This window comes from Mycobacterium sp. FW102-FHT13B02 (assembly GCF_058790275.1).
Genome location: NZ_JBYTCM010000001.1, coordinates 20153 through 39076 on the forward strand (window position 1 = coordinate 20153; position 18924 = coordinate 39076).

At 62.5% G+C, this 18924-nt stretch carries 14 protein-coding genes, 6 pseudogenes and 1 other annotated feature; of the genes and pseudogenes, 11 read left to right on the forward strand and 9 right to left on the reverse strand.

The window, feature by feature from the left end; all coding sequences use genetic code 11:
* Genes AC3WTE_RS00100 through AC3WTE_RS00130 form a run of 7 tightly spaced genes read right to left on the reverse strand, consistent with a single transcriptional unit; the run spans position 1 to position 7790 of the window.
* Positions 1 to 1122 carry a virulence factor Mce family protein gene (locus AC3WTE_RS00100; RefSeq protein ID WP_492434686.1) on the reverse strand — a complete coding sequence of 374 codons (1122 nt, stop codon included), beginning with the start codon at positions 1120 to 1122 and terminating at the stop codon, positions 1 to 3.
* A 5-nt stretch (positions 1123 to 1127) separates the two neighbouring features.
* A complete protein-coding gene (locus AC3WTE_RS00105) occupies positions 1128 to 2471 on the reverse strand; it encodes an MCE family protein (protein WP_492434688.1) in 1344 nt (447 codons plus the stop codon).
* The gene (locus AC3WTE_RS00110; RefSeq protein ID WP_492434690.1) at positions 2468 to 3760 is read right to left on the reverse strand and encodes an MCE family protein; all 1293 of its coding nucleotides are present in this window, start codon (positions 3758 to 3760) and stop codon (positions 2468 to 2470) included. The genes AC3WTE_RS00105 and AC3WTE_RS00110 overlap by 4 nt, the downstream gene beginning before the upstream one ends.
* Positions 3757 to 4785 carry an MCE family protein gene (locus AC3WTE_RS00115; RefSeq protein WP_492434692.1) on the reverse strand — a complete coding sequence of 343 codons (1029 nt, stop codon included), beginning with the start codon at positions 4783 to 4785 and terminating at the stop codon, positions 3757 to 3759. Before AC3WTE_RS00115 ends, AC3WTE_RS00110 begins: the two co-directional genes overlap by 4 nt.
* A gap of 30 nt (positions 4786 to 4815) precedes the next feature.
* Positions 4816 to 6162 (reverse strand): MCE family protein, encoded by a 1347-nt coding sequence (locus tag AC3WTE_RS00120; protein ID WP_492434694.1) that lies wholly within the window; start codon positions 6160 to 6162, stop codon positions 4816 to 4818.
* A gap of 12 nt (positions 6163 to 6174) precedes the next feature.
* Positions 6175 to 7029: an ABC transporter permease gene (locus tag AC3WTE_RS00125; RefSeq protein ID WP_492434696.1), complete on the reverse strand. Its 855-nt coding sequence runs from the start codon at positions 7027 to 7029 to the stop codon at positions 6175 to 6177.
* On the reverse strand, positions 7029 to 7790 hold the full coding sequence (locus AC3WTE_RS00130; protein ID WP_492434698.1) for an MlaE family ABC transporter permease: 762 nt from the start codon (positions 7788 to 7790) through the stop codon (positions 7029 to 7031). The genes AC3WTE_RS00125 and AC3WTE_RS00130 overlap by 1 nt, the downstream gene beginning before the upstream one ends.
* 274 nt (positions 7791 to 8064) lie before the next feature.
* On the opposite strand from AC3WTE_RS00130, the pseudogene AC3WTE_RS00135 reads away from it, so the two are divergent.
* The 6 genes and pseudogenes from AC3WTE_RS00135 to AC3WTE_RS00160 form a co-directional block, all read left to right on the forward strand.
* Positions 8065 to 8400: pseudogene (locus tag AC3WTE_RS00135) on the forward strand (transposase); the annotation flags it as partial.
* A 38-nt stretch (positions 8401 to 8438) separates the two neighbouring features.
* Positions 8439 to 8745, forward strand: a pseudogene (locus AC3WTE_RS00140) (transposase); the annotation flags it as partial.
* A gap of 44 nt (positions 8746 to 8789) precedes the next feature.
* The gene (locus tag AC3WTE_RS00145; protein WP_492435434.1) at positions 8790 to 8987 is read left to right on the forward strand and encodes an ATP-binding protein; all 198 of its coding nucleotides are present in this window, start codon (positions 8790 to 8792) and stop codon (positions 8985 to 8987) included.
* Positions 8988 to 9252: 265 nt separating this feature from the next.
* Positions 9253 to 11085 carry an acyl-CoA dehydrogenase gene (locus AC3WTE_RS00150; RefSeq protein ID WP_492434700.1) on the forward strand — a complete coding sequence of 611 codons (1833 nt, stop codon included), beginning with the start codon at positions 9253 to 9255 and terminating at the stop codon, positions 11083 to 11085.
* Between the two features lie 242 nt (positions 11086 to 11327).
* A complete protein-coding gene (locus AC3WTE_RS00155) occupies positions 11328 to 12452 on the forward strand; it encodes an acyl-CoA dehydrogenase family protein (RefSeq protein WP_492434702.1) in 1125 nt (374 codons plus the stop codon).
* A 54-nt stretch (positions 12453 to 12506) separates the two neighbouring features.
* Positions 12507 to 13766, forward strand: coding sequence for an acyl-CoA dehydrogenase family protein (locus tag AC3WTE_RS00160; RefSeq protein WP_492434704.1), 1260 nt, complete (start codon positions 12507 to 12509; stop codon positions 13764 to 13766).
* A gap of 99 nt (positions 13767 to 13865) precedes the next feature.
* On the opposite strand, the gene AC3WTE_RS00165 is transcribed toward AC3WTE_RS00160, so the two are convergent.
* Positions 13866 to 14156: a hypothetical protein gene (locus AC3WTE_RS00165; RefSeq protein ID WP_492434706.1), complete on the reverse strand. Its 291-nt coding sequence runs from the start codon at positions 14154 to 14156 to the stop codon at positions 13866 to 13868.
* Positions 14157 to 14363: 207 nt separating this feature from the next.
* On the opposite strand from AC3WTE_RS00165, the pseudogene AC3WTE_RS00170 reads away from it, so the two are divergent.
* The 5 genes and pseudogenes from AC3WTE_RS00170 (at position 14364) to AC3WTE_RS00190 (ending at position 17310) form a co-directional block, all read left to right on the forward strand.
* A pseudogene (locus AC3WTE_RS00170) lies at positions 14364 to 15617 on the forward strand (IS3 family transposase).
* Positions 14648 to 14779: a sequence feature (AL1L pseudoknot), on the forward strand. (Overlaps the previous pseudogene by 132 nt.)
* Before the next feature lie 23 nt (positions 15618 to 15640).
* Positions 15641 to 15808: pseudogene (locus tag AC3WTE_RS00175) on the forward strand (IS256 family transposase); the annotation flags it as partial.
* An 86-nt stretch (positions 15809 to 15894) separates the two neighbouring features.
* A pseudogene (locus AC3WTE_RS00180) lies at positions 15895 to 16613 on the forward strand (IS256 family transposase).
* A 206-nt stretch (positions 16614 to 16819) separates the two neighbouring features.
* On the forward strand, positions 16820 to 17155 hold the full coding sequence (locus AC3WTE_RS00185; RefSeq protein WP_492434708.1) for a DUF6933 domain-containing protein: 336 nt from the start codon (positions 16820 to 16822) through the stop codon (positions 17153 to 17155).
* On the forward strand, positions 17107 to 17310 hold the full coding sequence (locus AC3WTE_RS00190) for a DUF6933 domain-containing protein (RefSeq protein WP_492434710.1): 204 nt from the start codon (positions 17107 to 17109) through the stop codon (positions 17308 to 17310). The genes AC3WTE_RS00185 and AC3WTE_RS00190 overlap by 49 nt, the downstream gene beginning before the upstream one ends.
* A 103-nt stretch (positions 17311 to 17413) precedes the next feature.
* Here the strand turns inward: AC3WTE_RS00190 and AC3WTE_RS00195 are convergent.
* Positions 17414 to 18710, reverse strand: a pseudogene (locus tag AC3WTE_RS00195) (IS256 family transposase); the annotation flags it as partial.
* Positions 18711 to 18924 lie beyond the last annotated feature (214 nt).

Sequence of the window (18924 nt, forward strand, 5' to 3'; positions counted from 1 at the left end):
TCACGGCCCCTGGTCGGTTCGGTAGGGCGCTACCAGCGGATTGGCAGCAGTGCACGGGCTTGGCTTCTGGCCGATGGTGCGGCCCCACTGCAGCTCGAGTTGGGTTAGCTGGCACTCGAACCGGGTGCCGGTGAACAGCGATGAATCGAGGCGGCTGAGAGTGAGGTCGATAACCGCCGTCAAGTTGGCGAAATCACCTCGCCACCACTTCTGGAGCGTTTCCTTGGCCCACGGGGGGGCGAGGAAGAAGCTGAATGATCGCGTCAGTGCGGAGCCGGCGTTGGCCAGGGACTCCAACACCGGGCCGATGTCGTTGAGTTCTTTGACCAAATTCTCTTTGGTGTTATTGACGGTGTCGGTGGTCACTGCGCTGAATTTGCCAAACGCATCGAGTGCGTCGGCAAGATTCGGGCGCTGTTCGTTGAGCACCGCCAGCGCATCGGGGATCGTCACGAGGGCGCGGTCCATGACCGGCTTCTGCTCGGCGAACTGGCCGGTGAGGCGGTTGAGGCTCTCAGTGGCCGTGACGATATCGTTCTTCTGGGCGTTTACCTGCGTCGCGAACCGGTCGAGTTGCTCGACCAGGCTGCGCAGGTCCTTCTCGCGGCCGGCGAAGGCCGTGCTGAACGCCTGGGTGATCTCTTCAATTCTGCCGATGCCGCCGCCGTTGAGCAACAACGAAACGGCCGCCAGCGTCTGCTCGGTGGTGGGGTAGGTCGCGCTCGACGAAAGCGGGATCAGCGATCCGTTGTGCATCCGGCCCTGCGGGGCGGCATCTGTCGGCGCGGCCAGCTCGACGTGCGTCGAGCCCAGCAGACTCGTCTGCCCGATGGTGGCCATCGCATTCGCGGGCAGGGTCACGTCACCATTGAGTCGCATCGTGATCAGGGCGTGCCAGCCCTGCAGCTCGACCTTCGTGACAGTGCCTACGTTGACATCGCCGACCCGAACACGGGAGTTCGGCTGAATCGTCGTCACGTCCGCGAGCTCTGCCTGAACTACGTACGAGCCGAGTCCGCCCCCCTCGGTGCCCGGCATCGGCAGCGAATTCAGGCCCTGCCAGCCGCAGCTCGATAGCACAGCCGCCAGCGCAAGAGCCAGCAGGATCGCGGGTAGACGCATCGCCGTCACAATCCTCCCCCCGGCGGCAACATCAGGCCGGGCAGACCGGCGGCCGGGTTAGTGGGCACAGCCGTGGGAGCGGATGAAGGCAAAGACTCCTGACCGGGCGGCAGCGGAACTTCGGCGGGCAGCGGGCCTACCGGGGGCGCTGCCTCCGGCGCCGGAGCGGGCCGCGGTGGCACATAGTCGGGTCGCATCCAGTCCTCGCTATACGTCACTTCGTTGGGGCGGGCCGTTGTTCCGTCGAAGAGGTTCTCTCCGATCGGCGGGAAGTTGTACTGCCGGTTCTTCAAGATCGGCGCCAGATACTGCGCGCACAGCTTCGCCGACTGCTCCCCGTTCTCACGTGAGGCGGCCTCAACGGCCGAGCAGAGGAACTGGATCGGATTAGCGAAATTGTTGATCGCCAGGGCGCCCGAGAGAGTCCCCTGCGCGGGCTGGTAGATGTTGTTGAGATTCTGGATCGTATTCGGCGCAGTGTGCAGGAGTTCTTTGATGTCGCCGAGGGAGTCGACCAGGGTCTGGGACACTGATGCGAGCTTGTCAGAGGTGGTGCCGATGGCCTCCCGGTTGTCGGCAACGAAATCCGTGACATCGCGAGCAGCGGTGTTGAGATTCTGGACGGCGCGCCCCACCTCATCAGGGTCGTTAGCCAGCGTGGCGGTTACCGCGGCGAGGTTTACATTCAACTGGGCCAACAAATCGCTGCTCGATTGCAGAGCGGACACAAGCGCATTTAGGTTCTTGACGGTCGAAAAGATGTCGTTGCTGTGGTCTCCGAGTATGGCGAAGGCTTGCGAGATTTTGATGACTGTCTCGCGGATTTTGGCCCCCTGACCACGGAGATTGGCCGCAGCCGTGTTGACGAATGCACCTAGCGTGCTGACTCCACCGGGTTGGGTGGGTTGTAGGGCCTTTGTCAGCTTCTCGAGCTGGTCGCGCAGTTCGTCCCACTCCACCGGCACGGCGGTGCGGTTCTGGGGGATTACGGCACCGTCACTCATCGCGGGTCCGCTGGTGTAAACAGGCGTCAACTGGATCGCACGCGCGGTGACTAGGCGTGGGGCAAGAATCACCGCCTTCGCGTCAGCGGGAACTTTGTACGTGCCGTTGATCCAGAACGAGATCTTCGCGCGCTGCGGCTGAGGTTCGATCCGGTCGATCTCGCCTACCGGGACGCCGAGGATGCGCACCTCGTCCCCGACGAAGATGCCGTTGCTGTTGTCGAAGTAGGCAACCATATGCGTCCGATTCGCCACACCCCATAACGGACGGACGACAACAGCGACGGCGGCGACCAGGATGAGCAACAGCCCGACTGCGAGGATGGCTCGGCTCTTGCGGGTCACGGTGCCGGCTCCTCTGCCGGAGCTTGGCTGACGACCGTCTTCGGCGCGGGCGGCGTCCACACCGGGCCGGGCGTCGACTCATTCGGAGGTCCTGGTGGCGGCCCGCCCGGCGGCGGCGCCGGCAAGGGCTCCCGGTACGGATACCGGTGATCGCCCGGATTTCCGGTGATCGAATCAGGGAGCGTCAAGTGTGGCTCGCCGCCCTGACCGGTGCGGGGGTACGGGAGCGGCAGCGGCGGGGTGGCGCGTTGCCCGGTCTGTGGGTCGCTCAACTTGCTGGGCGGCAACACGTTTGGGTCGAGACCGAGATCGGAGAAAGCGGCGTCAATGAATGGTTGCACGAACTGCCCGGGTAGTAGGTTGACGATGTAGGCCATGAAGAACGGGCCCGAAGCAAGGCACTCACCCAAGCTCAGCAGATAGCCCGGGAGCTCTTTCAGTGCTTGCTGCACTTGTTTTTTCCGATTGTCGATGATCGTGAGAACACCGTTGAGCTTATCCAGGGCCGGCCGCAGCGATTGCCGGTTCTCCGCGATGAACCCCGAAAGCTGTCCGGCGGCCGCCGAAATGTTGGCGGAGAGCTGATCGAGGGCAGCGCTCTGCGTTCGTAACTCGGCTAGCAGTGTGTCGGTGTTGGCGATCAGGCCCACTATCTGGTCGGTGCGCTCGGCGAGCACCGTGGTCGCCTTATTGGCGTTAGCCAGCAGGCCGCGTAGTTGGGTGTCGCGATCATTGAGGGTTTGGGAGAACCGGGCCACCCCGTCGATGGCGAGCTTGAGATCTGGTGGGGTATCGGAGAACGTCTGGGCCAGCGTGGCCAGTGACTTCGACACCTGGTCTGTGTCCAAGCCGCTGACCGTGGTGGCCAGGTCACCGAGAGCGTCGGGCAGTTCGTAGGCCGGCGTGGTGCGGTCCAGCGGGATCGGCTCGGACAGTCGGCCGTCACCCCTCGACGTGAGGGTCAGGATCTTGGCGCCGAGCAGACTCTTGGTCTTGATCGCCGCCTCGGTCCGCTCGCCCAGGCGAATATTCTTGTCCACCGTGAAAGTGACCCTCACGCGGGGTCCGTCGAGTTCGATGGCAGAAACCTTGCCCGCCTTCAGTCCCGATACCTGCACAGCCTCGCCCTGCCGCAGGCCCCCGGCCTCGGCGAAGTACGCCGAGTACTGCCTGCCCTGGTCGAAGAAGGGCAGCTTGTCGTACTGCAGGGCAGCGATGATGAGGCCCACGGTCAGTGCGATGCCGATTCCACCGGTGACCACAGGGTTGCGTTCAGCGAAAGGTTTCATCGAGGAGCGCACCGTCCCGAGGTCTGACCAGCCAGTTTTACGAACACCGGTTGACCTCCCTTGCCGTTGAGCTTGACCAGAATTTCGCACAAGTAGAAGCTGAAGAACCCGCCGTACAGCCCCTGACGTCGAAGCATGCGGTACGAATCTGGCAGGGTCTTGAGCAGATCATCGACGTATTGGTGATCGGCCACCACGTTGCCGGCCGTGCGGTCGAGGTTGGTGACGACCTTATGAATCGGCGGTCGAGCAGCCCCTAGGAGATCTGCGACTGCCGCCGCAGCGGCGTTGGTGTGTGCAACCGCGCTGCTGATGTCGCTCTTACGCTCAGCGAGCAGCTGAATCAGCTGCGCGAGCGAGTCGATCGCCTTGCCGAACTGGTCGCTGCGCTGTGCAAGTGACCCCAGCACCGTATTCAGGTTGGTGATCACCTCACCGATCAGCTGACCGCGGTCTGCCAGTGTGGCGGTGGCGTCTGCCGTATGAGCGAGAAACGAGTTCACCGTTGTGCCCTCGCCCTGAAACGCTGCGATCAGCTGACTGCTCAGAGCGTTGACCTGGTCGGGGTTCAGCGCCCTGAACAACGGTCTGAACCCGCCGATCAGCGCATCCAGGTCGAGCGCGGGCCGGGTCTGCCCAGTGGCGATGGTCTGCCCTGGCGCCAACCGCTTCACACCCCCGGCACCCTCCTCGAGGGCAAGGTACCGTCCGCCTATCACGTCGGCCCAGCGGATCGCGGCAATGGTGCCATCAGTCAGCACAACGGACTTGGCTGTCGAGAACTCCACTAGCACGAGTGCGTTCGGTTCGATGGAGATCTTGCTGACCTTGCCGACCTCTACGCCCGCGATCCGCACGAAGTCACCTTCTTCCAGCCCGCCCACATCAGTGAACTCGGCCTTGAAGAGCTGCTCGTCGCCAAATCGCAGTTGCGCGAACACGACCAGCAGGCCGAAGGTGCCCAGTGCACAGACGACCACGAAGATCGCCAGGCGCCAGGTCGCTCCTGCTAGGTTTTCTTTCATCGCTGCATTCCTCGGCGTCTGGTCGGGCGGTCAGGGTGACGGGGGCGGAGCCGGCGGAACTTCCGGATACAGCGGCGCGCCGTCCGGGCCGTACTGGGGCGCTCCGTATGGTGGTGCTCCCGGGTAGGGCACCGGGCCGATCGCCGGTGGCCCGTCACCCCGCACGGATGGCGGTTTGGGCACCGCCTGAGTGCCAGGGAAGAAGTTGATCAACCCCGGATGGCCGACGCCTGGATTCGGCCGCACATCGAGACCGGTACCCCACCCGGTGTTGGTAACCAGATAGCGCACTGGGTAGTTCTTGTTGGGGTCGGGCAGCGAACCGCAGCTTGGTTTTCCGCCAGGGCCGCCCTTGGCCGCGACGATCGGCAGGTTTTCGGGGTACCTGTAGAGATCGTCACCCAGGTCCAAACCCACATCCAAAATGATCGAATGGCCGTTGCCGCCGCCGTACACGTAGTACCCGCCGTTCTCGGACGTGATCAGATTCCTGGTGGCCACCAGGGTGCAGGTGTACTCAGGGTTGTACTTCAGCAGCAAAGCTGTGGTGGGGGCCGCGATGTTGATCGCATTAACCAGGTTGTCCCTGTTCGGCGCCAACACGTCGACACCCGCATTCGCGAAACCGATCGTGTTGAGCAGCAAGGCGTTCAGGTCCGAGGCGTGGTTTGTGATCGTCGTGCTCGTCACGCTGGCCGCATCGATTGTGGCCAGTATGTCGTGAGCGGCCGCACGGTAGGCGTCGCTGAAACCCGCCAGCGAGCGCCAATCCTGCGCCAAGGTGTCCATTCTCGGGTTGACCGCCGTTAACACGCTGTTGGCTGCGGTGGTGGCCTCTCCGATGCGCCGGCCTTGGCCGCGCACCCCGTCGGCCAGCGCGCTCAACGTCGCGTTGAGCTTCGAGACGTCGACCTGCTTCAGCACGCCGACGAGACTCTGGAACACAGTGTTGACTTCAGTGCTGACGTTGCGTGATCGCAGCACCGCCCCCTCGGTCAGGTGTTGGGCGCTCGGATCACTGGGCGCAATCAGTTCGACGTACTTCGCGCCGAACACGGTCGTCGCTTTGATCTCGGCCTCGACGTTGGCGGGAATGAACTGCATCTGGGTGGGGAAGAGGTCCAAATTCATGCGTACCGGTCCGGCACCGCCGCTGATCGAGGCCACCCGACCGACCTCGACGCCGCGCATTCTGACTTTTGCCCCTCGCTCCATCACCAAACCTGAGCGGCCCGACACCAACGTCACCGTCTCGAAAGACTTGAAGGACCCCGCGAAGAAACCCAAGCACACCACCACTAACGTCACGATGGCAGCCACCAGAATCAGCGTCCACCACGCCGGGTGAATGCTGCGTTCCCCTGATCGAAAGTCCATGAGCGGAGCTCCTTAACCGGCCAGGTGGAAGTTGCCGGCCTGACCGTAGATGGCCAGCGACACGAACACGATCACCATCGCGGCGCTGATCAACGACGCACGCATCGCCCGTCCCACTGCCTCACCAACGCCTGCCGGCCCGCCGGCGGCTGTAAATCCGTAGTACGTATGTACGAGCATGACCACGATCGCCATCGCGATCGCCAGGAAGAACGACCAAATGAGGTCGGTCGGGCTCAGGAACGTATTGAAGTAGTGGTCGTACACACCGGTCGACTGGCCGTACACGAAGGTAGTGCCGAAGCGCGCAGCGAAGAATGACATCAGTACCGCTACGCAGTACAGCGGGATCAGCACAATCACCCCTGCCACCAAACGGCTGGAACCCAGGTATGCGATCGACCGGATACCGATTACCTCGAGTGCGTCGATCTCCTCGTTGATCCGCATCGCGCCCAGCTGCGCCGTTGCACCGGCACCGATGGTGGCTGCCAACCCTATGGCGGCGGTCAGAGGCGCGATGAGCCGGACATTCAGATACGCCGATGCGAAGCCGGTGAACGCCTCGACGCCGAAATCAGCGAACTGGTTGTAACCCTGCACCGCCACCAGCGCTCCAGTTGACAGGGTGAGGAATCCGACGATCGAGATCGTGCCGCCGATGATTGCCAAGGCCCCAGTCCCCAGCCCCATCTGGGCGACCAACCTCACCGTCTCGGCCCGGTAGCGCACCAGCGCGTCACCGGTGGACGCGAGCGTACTGAAATAGAAATGGGCCTGGCCACCCATTTGGTTCCAACGGTCGACGACGCCCCGCACCATCCGGCTCAGCCTAGGAAAACGTTTGCTGGGAACACGAGCGGTCATCATTTAGCCTTCACGCCGACGGCGGTGGCAACCACGTTGATAAGAAACAGCGCTACGAACGAGAACACCACGGTTTCGTTCACCGCATTGCCGACCCCCGCAGGCCCACCCTGAACGGTGGTGCCCTTGTAGCAGGCGATCAACCCGGCCGACAAGCCGAATAGCGCGGCTTTGATCAGAGCGACTATCACGTCGGACAGTCCGGTCACCAATGTCAGACCGGCGACAAACGCCCCCGGCGTAACGTGCTGAACAAACACCGAGAACCCGAAGCCCCCAGCGAGTCCAACCAACACCACGACCGATGACAGCAGCAGCGCGACGACCATGGCCGCCAGCACGCGCGGCACCACGAGAGTCTTTATTGGATCAACGCCCATGACCCTCAGCGCGTCGAGTTCCTCACGGATGGTGCGGGCACCCAGGTCCGCGCACATCGCCGTCGCGCCGGCGCCGGCGACCACCAGCACCGTCACGATCGGACCGATCTGGGTGACCGTCCCGAGGGCAGCACCGGTGCCCGAGAAATCTGCGGCGCCGAACTCCACCAGCAGCACGTTGAATGTGAAGACCAACAGCACTGTGAACGGGATCGACAGCATCACGGTCGGCACGACCGATACCCGTGCAACGAACCACGCCTGCAGCAAGAACTCTCGCCAGGCAAAGGGCGGCCGCACCATTGCCACCAGAGTATCCAGGGTCATCGCGAAGAAACCCCCGAGCGCACCAACGGGTTTCACAACTACGTCAGACCGCATAACTCCCCAATTTCTCGGTAAAAGCAGCAAGCTCGCGACTCACCCGTAGAGACCCGGGCCTGGAAGTAATGCAAATGGGAGCGTGACCATCCGCGCTGGCAATCAAACCCTCTTCACGGCCCCTGCTAAAGCCGAACTCGAATGTTAATTCAAATTCACAGTCGGGAGCCTACGGCACGTCGAGCGAGAGGACAAGAGGAGCCAGCGGGAGTTTGCGGGATTCGGTGTAAATAGCCCAATACGCCGAGCGTGAGCTTGGTGGGAAGGGTCCACAGTGACCGAGACGATGAGGGCTGTGTCCTCTGCAGCCGATACTCACGATGATGTGTCCATGGCCAGCTCACCCGCACCGGATGAGCTGGCGACCGCGCGGGAGCTGGTGCGCCTGTTGCAGGCCTGCGGGGTGTCGTTCGCCGATACGGCCGACGGGGTGCTTCGGGCGTTGACCAAGACGGTGGTCGAGACTGCGCTGGAAGAACTGGCCGATCACCTGGGCTATGACAAGCACGACCCGGCTGGCCGAAACGGTGCCAACTCCCGTAACGGTACGCGCACCAACACGGTGCTCACTGACACCGTCGGCCAGATCGACATTGAATCGCAACGGGAAATGTGGAGGCTCCTGACCTTGGAAACGAGGATGGAGTCATGCCGAGTGAACAGTCACCAGGGAAGCCGACCACACGTAGGTACAGCTGGGAGGAGAACGCCGCTACGGTCCGGACGGTCCGCACGTTGGGGGCGGGCGGAGCTGGGTACCGAACATGGGACGGTGTATCGGGTCGCCCGTCAGCGGGGCTACGGGGTGGAGTCGGTGCGTTCGTGGGTGCGCCAAGCTGACATCGACGACGGGTACGAGCCTGGCGTGACGACCACGGAGTCAGCGCGAGTCAAGGAACTCGCGCAGGAGATCCGAGAACTCAAGCGCGCCAACGAGATTCTGAAGCGAGCGGCGTGTCGGGTTAGGCATCACCGGCGGCCCAGCACGGTCACCGGGTGATGTTCGCCACCGCGGTGGAGTTGGCTGCTCGAATCCACCCCGCCCACCGGCAGGGATGCCTGGCCGCCGAACTGGCGAAACTCCGCCGCTGGACTTTGCTGGTCGTTGACGAGGTCAGCTACATCCCGTTCGTGGAGCACGCGGCGAGACACCATCGTCGACAGCTTCTGTGCAGTTTTAGCGGTGGCGCAGGTTGACGGGTGGTGTGGTGTTGGTCTCAATTTCGATCAGCTGTCCCGTCCGAGATGAACAATGATTAACATCACCCACACGGGAGTTCTGAGGCCGGTATCCCCAGTGTCGTTTCTCGCTGATCTCTTAGCGGCCGCGGGATGGGTTCGGCGATTCGTGAATAGTTATGTGTGGTTAACTTTCCCAGAACGTCGAGGACTTCGGACCGATCGACGTACAGGACCCCGGACAAGCCACGCGAGCATCTGAGTGCCCCACGAAGGAAGACTGATGAATCACTACAAGTCACCATTGCGAGATCTCGAGTTCAATCTGCTTGAAGTGCTGCGCCTGCCGGAGGTTTGCGGCGCCGAGTTCAACGGCTTGGACCAAGCGACGATTCGCGAGTTGCTCTCCGAAGCGGGTCGGCTATGTGAAGGTGCGCTGTCCGCTTCGTTCGCCAGTGCCGATCGCAATCCTCCAGTTTTCGATCCCGCTACACACAGTGTGACGCTGCCTGCTCCGTTCAAGGAATCCGTGCGCGCGCTGCTTGATGGGGGGTGGGACAAGGTCGGCATCGAGGAGGAACTCGGGGGTCTGCCGATGCCCAAGGCTCTCGCCTGGGCGCTGCGGGAAATGCTGGTTGGAGCGAACCCCGCCGCGTTCTTCTATGCGGGTGGCGGCGGTTCTGCCAGCATCGTCTACAAACTCGGGACCGTTGGGCAGAAGAGGTGGGCTGTCATCGCCGCCGAGCGCGGGTGGGGCTCGACCATGGTGCTGACCGAACCGGACGCCGGCTCGGATGTTGGCGCCGGGCGTACGAGAGCTGTTGAACAAGAGGACGGCTCATGGCACATCGAGGGAGTGAAGCGGTTCATCACATCTGCGGACGCAGATGACTTATTTGAGAACATCTTTCATTTGGTGCTGGCTCGGCCTGGGGGCGCTGGACCTGGCACCAAGGGTCTGTCCCTGTTCTTCGTTCCGAAGTTCCTGTTCGACTTCGAGACTGGCGAACTCGGCGAGCGCAATGGCGTTTTCGTTACCAATGTCGAGCACAAGATGGGCATTCGGGCCTCTGCGACGTGTGAGCTGACCTTCGGCCAGCACGACGTCGCGGCCAAGGGCTGGCTGGTTGGCGAGGTACATGAGGGCATCGCGCAGATGTTCGACGTTATCGAGTATGCCCGCATGATGGTCGGCACAAAGGCCATCGCAACCCTGTCGACCGGTTACCTGAACGCCCTGGAGTACGCGAAGTCGCGCGTGCAGGGAGCTGACTTGACCCAGATGGCTAACAAGGCCGCGCCAAGGGTAACCATCACCCACCATCCTGATGTGCGTCGCAGCCTGATGACCCAGAAGGCTTACGCAGAAGGACTGCGCGCGCTGTACATGTACACCGCGACCTACCAGGACGCGGTCATGGCCAAAGCAATGTACGAAATCGACGACGACCTGGCTGTCAAGGTCAACGACCTTCTGCTGCCTATAGTCAAGGGTGTCGGCTCGGAGCAGGCTTACGCCAAGCTCACGGAGAGCCTGCAGACCTTCGGTGGTTCCGGCTTCCTGCAGGACTACCCGATTGAGCAATACATCCGTGACGCCAAGATCGACTCGCTCTACGAGGGCACTACGGCAATCCAGGCGCAGGACTTCTTCTTCCGCAAGATCGTCCGCGACAAGGGTGCGGCACTGGCACATGTTTTCGGTCAGATCGAGAAGTTCATCAACGACGACTCCGGCAATGGTCGCCTCAAAGCCGAGAGAGCGCTGCTGTCGACTGCGCTCGTAGACGTGCAAGCGATGACAGCGACACTGACCGGCTACTTGATGGACGCGCAGGAAGACGTTTCGAGCATTTACAAGGTTGGCCTGGGGTCGGTGCGGTTCCTGATGTGTGTCGGCGACTTGATGCTCGGGTGGTTGCTGCAGCGACACGCAGCTGTGGCGTTGAAGGCGCTGGATGCCGGGTGCAGCGACACTGATCGAGCCTATTACGAGGGGAAGATCGCCGTGGCTTCGTTCTTCGCGAAGAACTTCCTGCCGCTGCTCAACAGCACTCGCCAGGTGATCGACACCTTGGACAACGACGTCATGGAACTCGATGAAGCAGCGTTCTGATGATGCACTCGCCGCAACCCAAGGTGTGTCTTTCATCAGACGCAAACGCTGCCTATTGGAGATGGGACTGCCCCGGGGCGAACGCCAAGCCCGCTGGCGGAGCGGCGATTTCGAAGCAGCTTGCCCAGACTGTTTCGGAACTGTCCTGCCGCTGGCAATTGCCATTGCCGGACCGTCGGCATGGATGGGTCGCCACACAGTGGGGTGAGGAAGACAATGGCATTGAACAGGATTGAGTTGACATGGATTTCGTGCTGAGCCCGGAACAGAACGACTTTCGACAGAGCGTCCGGCAGTTCGTGGAAAAAATGTCGCCGCTGTCAAAGGTCCGACAGGTTGTCGCAACTGCGCCGGGATACGATAGCGACCTCTGGTCTCGCATGAGCCGGGAACTCGGGTTGCCGAGCCTGCTGATCCCGGAAGAGTACGACGGGGCCGGTGCAACGATGATCGAGGTGGCCATCGCAATGGAGGAGCTCGGACGCGGCGTCGTACCGTGCCCGCTGTTCGCGACCGTTGCGTTGGGAGTCGTTCCGATTCTGATCGGGGCGAGTCAAGAGCAGAAGAAGGAACTGCTCCCGGAAATCGCAGCCGGCACTCGTACGGTGACAACCGCAGTCAACGAACCGGGTAACGCCGCCAGCTTCGGTGGCGTTTGCATGCGCGCGATGGAAGACGGCGAAGCCGTCACTCTGACCGGATCCAAGGCTCAGGTGATCGACGGGCACACTGCGGATACGTTGCTCGTGCTTGCACTGCCACCTGGGGACTCCGTCGAACCAGAGTTGTATCTCGTGGACGGCGATGCTGCCGGTCTGACTCGGAACCGCGTCGACACGCTTGACATCACCAGGCCAATGGCCACGCTGGTGTTCGAAGCGGTCAAGGCGGTCTCCTTGTCCGACGCGAACGGTGCTGCAGTTGCGCGCCACGCGTTTGATGTGGCGCGGACCTTACTTGCGGCGGAGATCGTTGGCGGCATCGAAGGTGCGCTGTCGATGTCGGTCGAATACGCAAAGATGCGTCATCAGTTCAATCGACCCATCGGCTCCTTCCAGTCGATCAAGCATCGATGTGCCGAGATGGCAATCGAATTGGACAGCGCACGGGCGATCACCCTCTACGCGGCCTACCTGGCGGCGGCGGAGGACAGGCCTGAACTCGCTAAAGCGGCTCCGATGGCGCTGGCGACCGCCATTGCCGGATTTGATCTCGCCGCGTCGTCGAATGTGCAGATTCACGGCGGGATCGGGTTCACCTGGGAGCACGACGCGCACTTGTACTACCGGCGTGCGAAAGCCGACAGCGTGCTGCTTGGGTCAATACGTGATCAGTGGCTCGATGTCGCCGACCGCATCGGAATCTAAGTGCTCCCGCACTTGGGTTGACGCCATGACTGAAGAAGGGACAACGACCCGACCATGGATCTAACTTATCCCCCAGCAGCTGAATCGTTTAGGACGCGGGTACACAGCTTCATCGCCGCCAATGTGCCTGCCGACTTCGCCGGAATCGGGGCGCTGAATCAAACCGAGCGCGAGGAGTTCATCCGCAAGTGGCGGAAGATTCTTGCAGACGAGGGACTACTCGCAGTGTCATGGCCAGAGCAGTATGGCGGCGCCGGTCTGAGTCCGGTCGAGCAGGTCGTCCTGGCTGAGGAGTTCGCACGCGCTGGAGTACCTACGGGAACCGAGAACGACATGTTCGGGATCCAATTGCTTGGCAACACGCTCGTCGTCTGCGGCACAGAGGAGCAGAAGGAGTGGTTCTTGCCGCGAGTTCTGTCCGGTGAGGACCTCTGGTGCCAGGGATTCTCCGAACCCGACGCCGGATCGGATCTTGCCAGTTTGCGGACCAGGGCGGTGCTTGACGGCGGTGAGTGGGTGATCAACGGATCGAAGATTTGGACCTCCGCCGGTCATCTCGCAAACTGGATTTTCGTCTTGTGTCGGACGGACGTGGACGCCTCCAAACACAGGGGGATCTCCTTCCTCCTCGTACCGATGAATCAGCCGGGCGTCGAGGTTCGGCCCATCAAGAACATGGTCGGTCAGACGATGTTCAATGAAGTATTCTTCACTGACGCTCGGACCTCGGCGGGCAACATTGTGGGGGAGCTCAACGGCGGATGGTCGGTGGCGATGACCCTGCTCGGTTTCGAGCGCGGAACCAGCGTCACCACCGATGCAATCCGATTTCAAGCCGACGTCACTCGGCTCATTGACCTGGCGCGAGAGCGAGGCAAGACGAGCGACCCGCACATCCGTGAACAACTCGCGTGGTGCTGCAGCCGCGTCGAGATCATGCGCTGTCGTGGCTACCAAGCGTTGTCGCGCTTCTTGAAGGGTGAGTATCCCGGAGTCGAGGCGGCGATGACGAAGATAATTTGGAGTGAGTTCTTCCAACGTGAAACCGAACTTGCAATGGAGATACTCGGGTCGGACGTGCTCACGCCGTCTGGCACGGGAACAAATGGAGCCTTGATAACGGCGGACCTCGGTACGCCGAACGCGTCGCTCGCGTGGGTTGAGTCTGCGCTCGCCGCAAGGGCCGCAACGATTTACGCGGGTAGCTCTCAAGTGCAGCGAAATATTGTTGGGGAGAAACTGCTCGGTTTGCCCAAGGAGCCACGACTTGACTCTGGTCCGTTCCGCACCTTGGTCGGCGCCCGAGAAGGATAGGTGTTTGCAGTGCGTGCGTGAGCGGTTATCGTGCGCAGTGCTCTGATACCGGGCGGTGTCGCGGTGTGATGTATCAGGACATCGGTGACAGTTGATGTATCAGGACTTCGGTGACGGTTTGGGGTTTTTGGGGCGTGCGCCGCGGGGTTGGCCGTTGCCGACGTAGGGGGTGCCGGGTGCGGGTCGGGTGTGTTCGATGAGGACTTCGCCATGCGGGTCGGTGATGATGATGGCGTCGCCGGTGTGGGGCCCGGTGCTGACTACGAGGACCTGCTCGTAGGCGCGTTGGGCGTCGACTTTGTATTTGGTGCAGTTCAGGTTCACGGTGCTGACTTTGCTCACAGTTCTGATGTGGGTGCCGGTGGGCAGGTCCGATAGCACCGGCTGCATGGGCAGTGGGTGAGGCGGCGGGCCGGTCGAGCAGTGGCTGGTGCGGTTTGGGGCGGGGTGGATCGGCTTTCGGTGTCGCTTTCCCAGGCGGTCAGCGGGGTGACCCGCCCTGGCAGTCCTTGGTGGGGCCGTTCGGTGTTGTAGATGTGATCGACTGAACCGTCCTGGGTCTGGTGGAGTCCGTGATCGCACCAGGAGGATGTTGTCGTGGCTGCACAGAGGAAGTTCGACCCAGAGACACGCGAGCGGGCGGTACGGATGTATCAGGACCGGATCACGCAGGGTGGTGATTCCAAGCGGGGGGCTCGTCGGTACGTCGGGGAGATTCGCGGGATCAACGAGGCTACATTGCGCAACTGGGTCGAAGATCGCTATGGCACCGGCACGTCGACACCGGCAGGTAACGACCAGGACCCGGCTGCCGAGCTGACTGCGTTGCGCAGGGAGAACGCTGAATTACGCAGGGCCAATGAGATTTTGAAGACAGCGACAGCGTTTTTCGCGGCGGCGGAGGTCGACCGCCGACTTCGGTGATCGTCGACTACATCGACGCTCACCGCGACCAGTTCGGGGTCGACCCGATTTGCACTGTGCTTGCTGAGCACGGCCTGCCGATCGCCCCGTCTACGTACTACGCGGCCAAAGCCCGCGGCCCGGTCAGCGACGCCACCTGGGCCGAAGCACATGCCGCCAACACCGTGCACCGGCTCTATGTGGCCAACCGGCGGCTCTACGGGGTCCGCAAGATGTGGCATGCGATGAAACATGCTGGCCACGAGATAGGTCGGGACCAGGTGGCCCGGTTGATGCGGATCTGCGGCATCGCGGGAATCGTGCGCGGCAAGCGGTGCACCATCACCACCACCGCAGACCCAGTGGCTGCGCGGCACCCCGATCTGATCGACCGTCAGTGGGGTGCACCGACCCGGCCCGATCAATGGTGGGTCGCTGACTTCACCTACGTGTGGACCCTGCAGGGATTCGTCTATACCGCCTTCTGCGTCGATGTGTACTCGCGGCGAATTCTGGGATGGCGGGTCATGTCGACCAAGGCCACCCCGTTAGTGACCAGCGTCCTAGAACAAGCCTTGTTCACCCGCAGGAGGACTGATTTCCACTTCACCACAACGGGTTTGGTGCATCACTCCGATGCCGGAAGCCCAATACACCTCGCTGGCGTTCACCGACGCTTTGGTGGAGTCGGGTATCGCCGGCTCCATCGGTTCGGTCGGCGATGCCCTCGACAACGCGTTGATGGAATCAGGGATCGGGCTGTACAAGACCGAACTGATCGGGCGGGACGAATCGTGGACCGGGCGGGCCGAGGTCGAACGGGAAACGGCCACCTGGGTGCATTGGTACAACACCACCCGGCTGCACTCCTCGCTGGACTATCTCTCACCGACCGCCTACGAGAACCGCTACCGTGACACCGTCACCGCCATACCGGAGGTGGCCTAACCGAAGGTCTCCATCCAGACCAGGACGGTTCACAAGTCCGCTGGCGGGCGGTAAACGCACCGCACCTGGTCGCCCTGGTCCGGGCCGGAGCAGTGTTCCACAAAGGCAAACTGCTTGAACGACCCACCGACATCACCCCACCCAAACCGGTCGACAACCCAGCCACCACGACCGGATCGGAGGTCGCCTGAATCACCCGAATCCACAGGTATTGACAATTACTCCCGACCGGCCGCTGGAGCCGATCTACGCCGCAGTATTCGTCGACGCACTGATCGTGAAAGTCCGCGACGGGCAGGTCGCCAACCGGCCGTTCTACGCCGCGATCGGCGTGGACCTAGCCGGGCACAAGGATGTGCTCAGGCTCTGGGCCGGTGACGGGAACGGGGAATCAGCCAAATTTTGGTTCGCGGTGCTGACCGACCTGTGCAACAGGGGCGTCACCGACGTGTTTTCCTGGTCTGTGACGGACTCAAGGGGCTGCCGGACGCGGTAATTGAGGTGTGGCCGGCCACCATCGTGCAGGCGTGCACCGTGCACCGCATTCGCAATAGCTTCCGCTACCTGCCGCGCCAGCACGGGGACGGGCTCAAACGCGATCTGCGGCCGATCTACACCGCACCGTCGGTTACCGCTGCCGAGGACGCGCTCGAGCACCTCAACGAGCAGTGGGGCGCACGCTATCCGGCGTTGATCCGGATGTGGCGGTCCTACTGGAGCGAGTTCACTCCGTTCTTGGACTACCCCACCGAGATTCGCCGAGTGTTGTGCAGTACCAATGCGATTGAGTCACTCAACGCCCGCTACCGGCGGGCCATTAAGGCCCGTGGGCATATTCCCCTCCGAGGCTGCCGCACCCGAATGTCTGTATCTGGTGACCCGATCACTAGATCCGAAGGCACTGGCCAGCAGCGATGGGCGGTGCGATGGAAGCCCGCTCTGAACGCGTTCGCAGTAACATTCGCCGACAGGATGCCCGACCTCAACCGAGGCTAGGGAAACCGCCATTTACACTGAAATTCGGAAGGCCTGACGGTCCCGGGCAAGCCAACTCAGATGTCACCTATACGTGCAGCAGACCCCGGCATGTCGAGGAAGTGATGCAGATCAGCGACCAACACGTCGCCACACTGTACCGGCGCCAAGCCACGGTGTTCTTGTGTACCGACCGTCGGTGGCTTTGCCTACCATCATGACTCGTGATGCTGCGATGTACCGCCAAGGTGTTGGCGCTGCTGGGGGTGTCTGAGCCGGCCATCGGCGAAGCGTGCGTGCGGGACTGGTATGCCCACCTGGTCTGGATCGACCGGCCCAAATGCCTGCTGGTGACCCATGCTGGGACCTTGTTCTCGGTGTTCATGCCGAACGTCACCGCCGCGGGGCTGCGCCCGATCGTTCCGCCCGTCGTCTCGGCGATCCAGGCCGCGCTGCAAGCCGAAGGGCTGCCCGCCGATACGCTCGGCAATCTTAACCCCCCCAGCAGGTGGCCGTGGCCAATACCGCCGACCGCCGCATCCTGGGCACCATCAACGACCTAGCGTTCACCACCGAACACGTCCTCGCCACCGCTGGCGGCCTGGCCCGCTGCGACATCGACGCGCTGCACCACGGCCTGCATCGCACCATCAACAGCATCACCGGCTACATCCCACCGATCGACCTGGTCACCGCCAGCCATCATGGCCAGCGGTAAAAGCTGTCAGATGCGGGCAGGTAGACGCTCACACGTATAGCGGCGATCCCTTACTGAGTCGTACCGGCGTCGCGACCCAGGTCGCTACGCGGTGCCCGAAATGGGCTCTGCGGAGCCGGTGTTGGAACTCATGGAGGCGGGCGGCGACCGGTGTCATGGTCAGCCCGCGCCAATCGGCCGAGGCTCGGTCGAGTACCGCCCACCCCAGACTGATGGCGCTGGTCTCGCCGGGGAATCGGCCGATGACCTTGGTTCGTCGCTTGGTCTCCCCAAACGAACGCTCAATAAAATTCGAATGTCGAACGCGCCCATGGTGTTCGACCGGGAACCGCAGATAGGCAGTCAACCCTGCTTTGTCGGTCAGCAGGATACGCATACCCGCCCGGTAGAGGTCGCAGTATTTGGCGGCGAACGCCTCGATCCGCTTGTCGACGATCTCTACCAGCGGGGGTCCCGGTTCGATGCTCAGGTCGGCGGGGTCGAAGATGGCCCAGTAGCCGTCGCGGACCTCGGCTTGCATCCCAGTAGGAATCTTCGCGAGCACGTTCCGAAGTCGATGAATAAGACATTTCTGGCGCAACGCTTTTGGGTAGACCTGTTCGATGGCCGCGATCAGGGCCTTGGCGCCGTCAGAGACGACCGGCAGCGGACAGCCAAGGCCGCGTTCGCGCAGATCGGTCAGGAAGTCGGCACACGCCGGTCGACTCGCCGGTCCCGGGGGCCAACCCGACGAACACCGGCTTGTCCTCGGTGGTGATGCCCCCGGCGGCCAACATTGGCTCGGCCGGTGACCCGGGATGCATCCGAAAGAAGCTGGCGTCTAAAAGCAAGTAGTCCAGCGTGATCTCGTCGAGTCGGCGACGCGCCCACGACTGGTATTCGGCTCGAATCGCCTTGCACACTTCCAACACCGTAGATTTGGAGATCGCGGCCTGATCACCGAGTGTTTCGCCAGGGTGGCCTGCACGTCCCGCACCGATAGCCCGCGCACGAACGAGGCGATCACCAGCGTCTCCAGCGCGTTGGTCTTCGTCACGTGCTTGCCGAACAACCGCGACGCGAACGCTGCGGTCCTGCCGCGCAGCTTCGGCCGCTCCAACGTGACCGGCCCGGTGATGGTTTTGACCGTCACCGGTCGATACCCGTTGCGTGAGCCGTCGTTAGCGTCGGGACAGGCGGCGGTGCGTTGGTAGTGTTCGCGGCCAAGGAACTCGGTGACCTCAGCCTCCAAGGCCAGCCTGCATCAACAGCTCGGCGCCCAGGCGGGCGACTTCTTCAAGGATCTCCGGCAACTCCCGATCCTCGCCAAACAAGGCGTGGATCTTGGTGCGGATACGGTCGATGGCTGATACTCGAAACAGGCACGGGTGCGACTCCTTCTTCGCAGACTTGCAGGTCATGAAGCGGAACCTACGCCCGTGCTCCCTATTTACACCGGATTCCGGACACAACCCCGCTAACGTCCACTGTGGTCATGCCATCTCGTCACGCAGGACGACAGGCAACGGCCGCACCGGGAGAAACTGGGAACTTTCACTTAGCGCCATCAAAGACGCTGCCCAGCCGGTGCGCTCGGCCATCGGCTCGCCGGCACGATCGCGGGCCATCGGATCT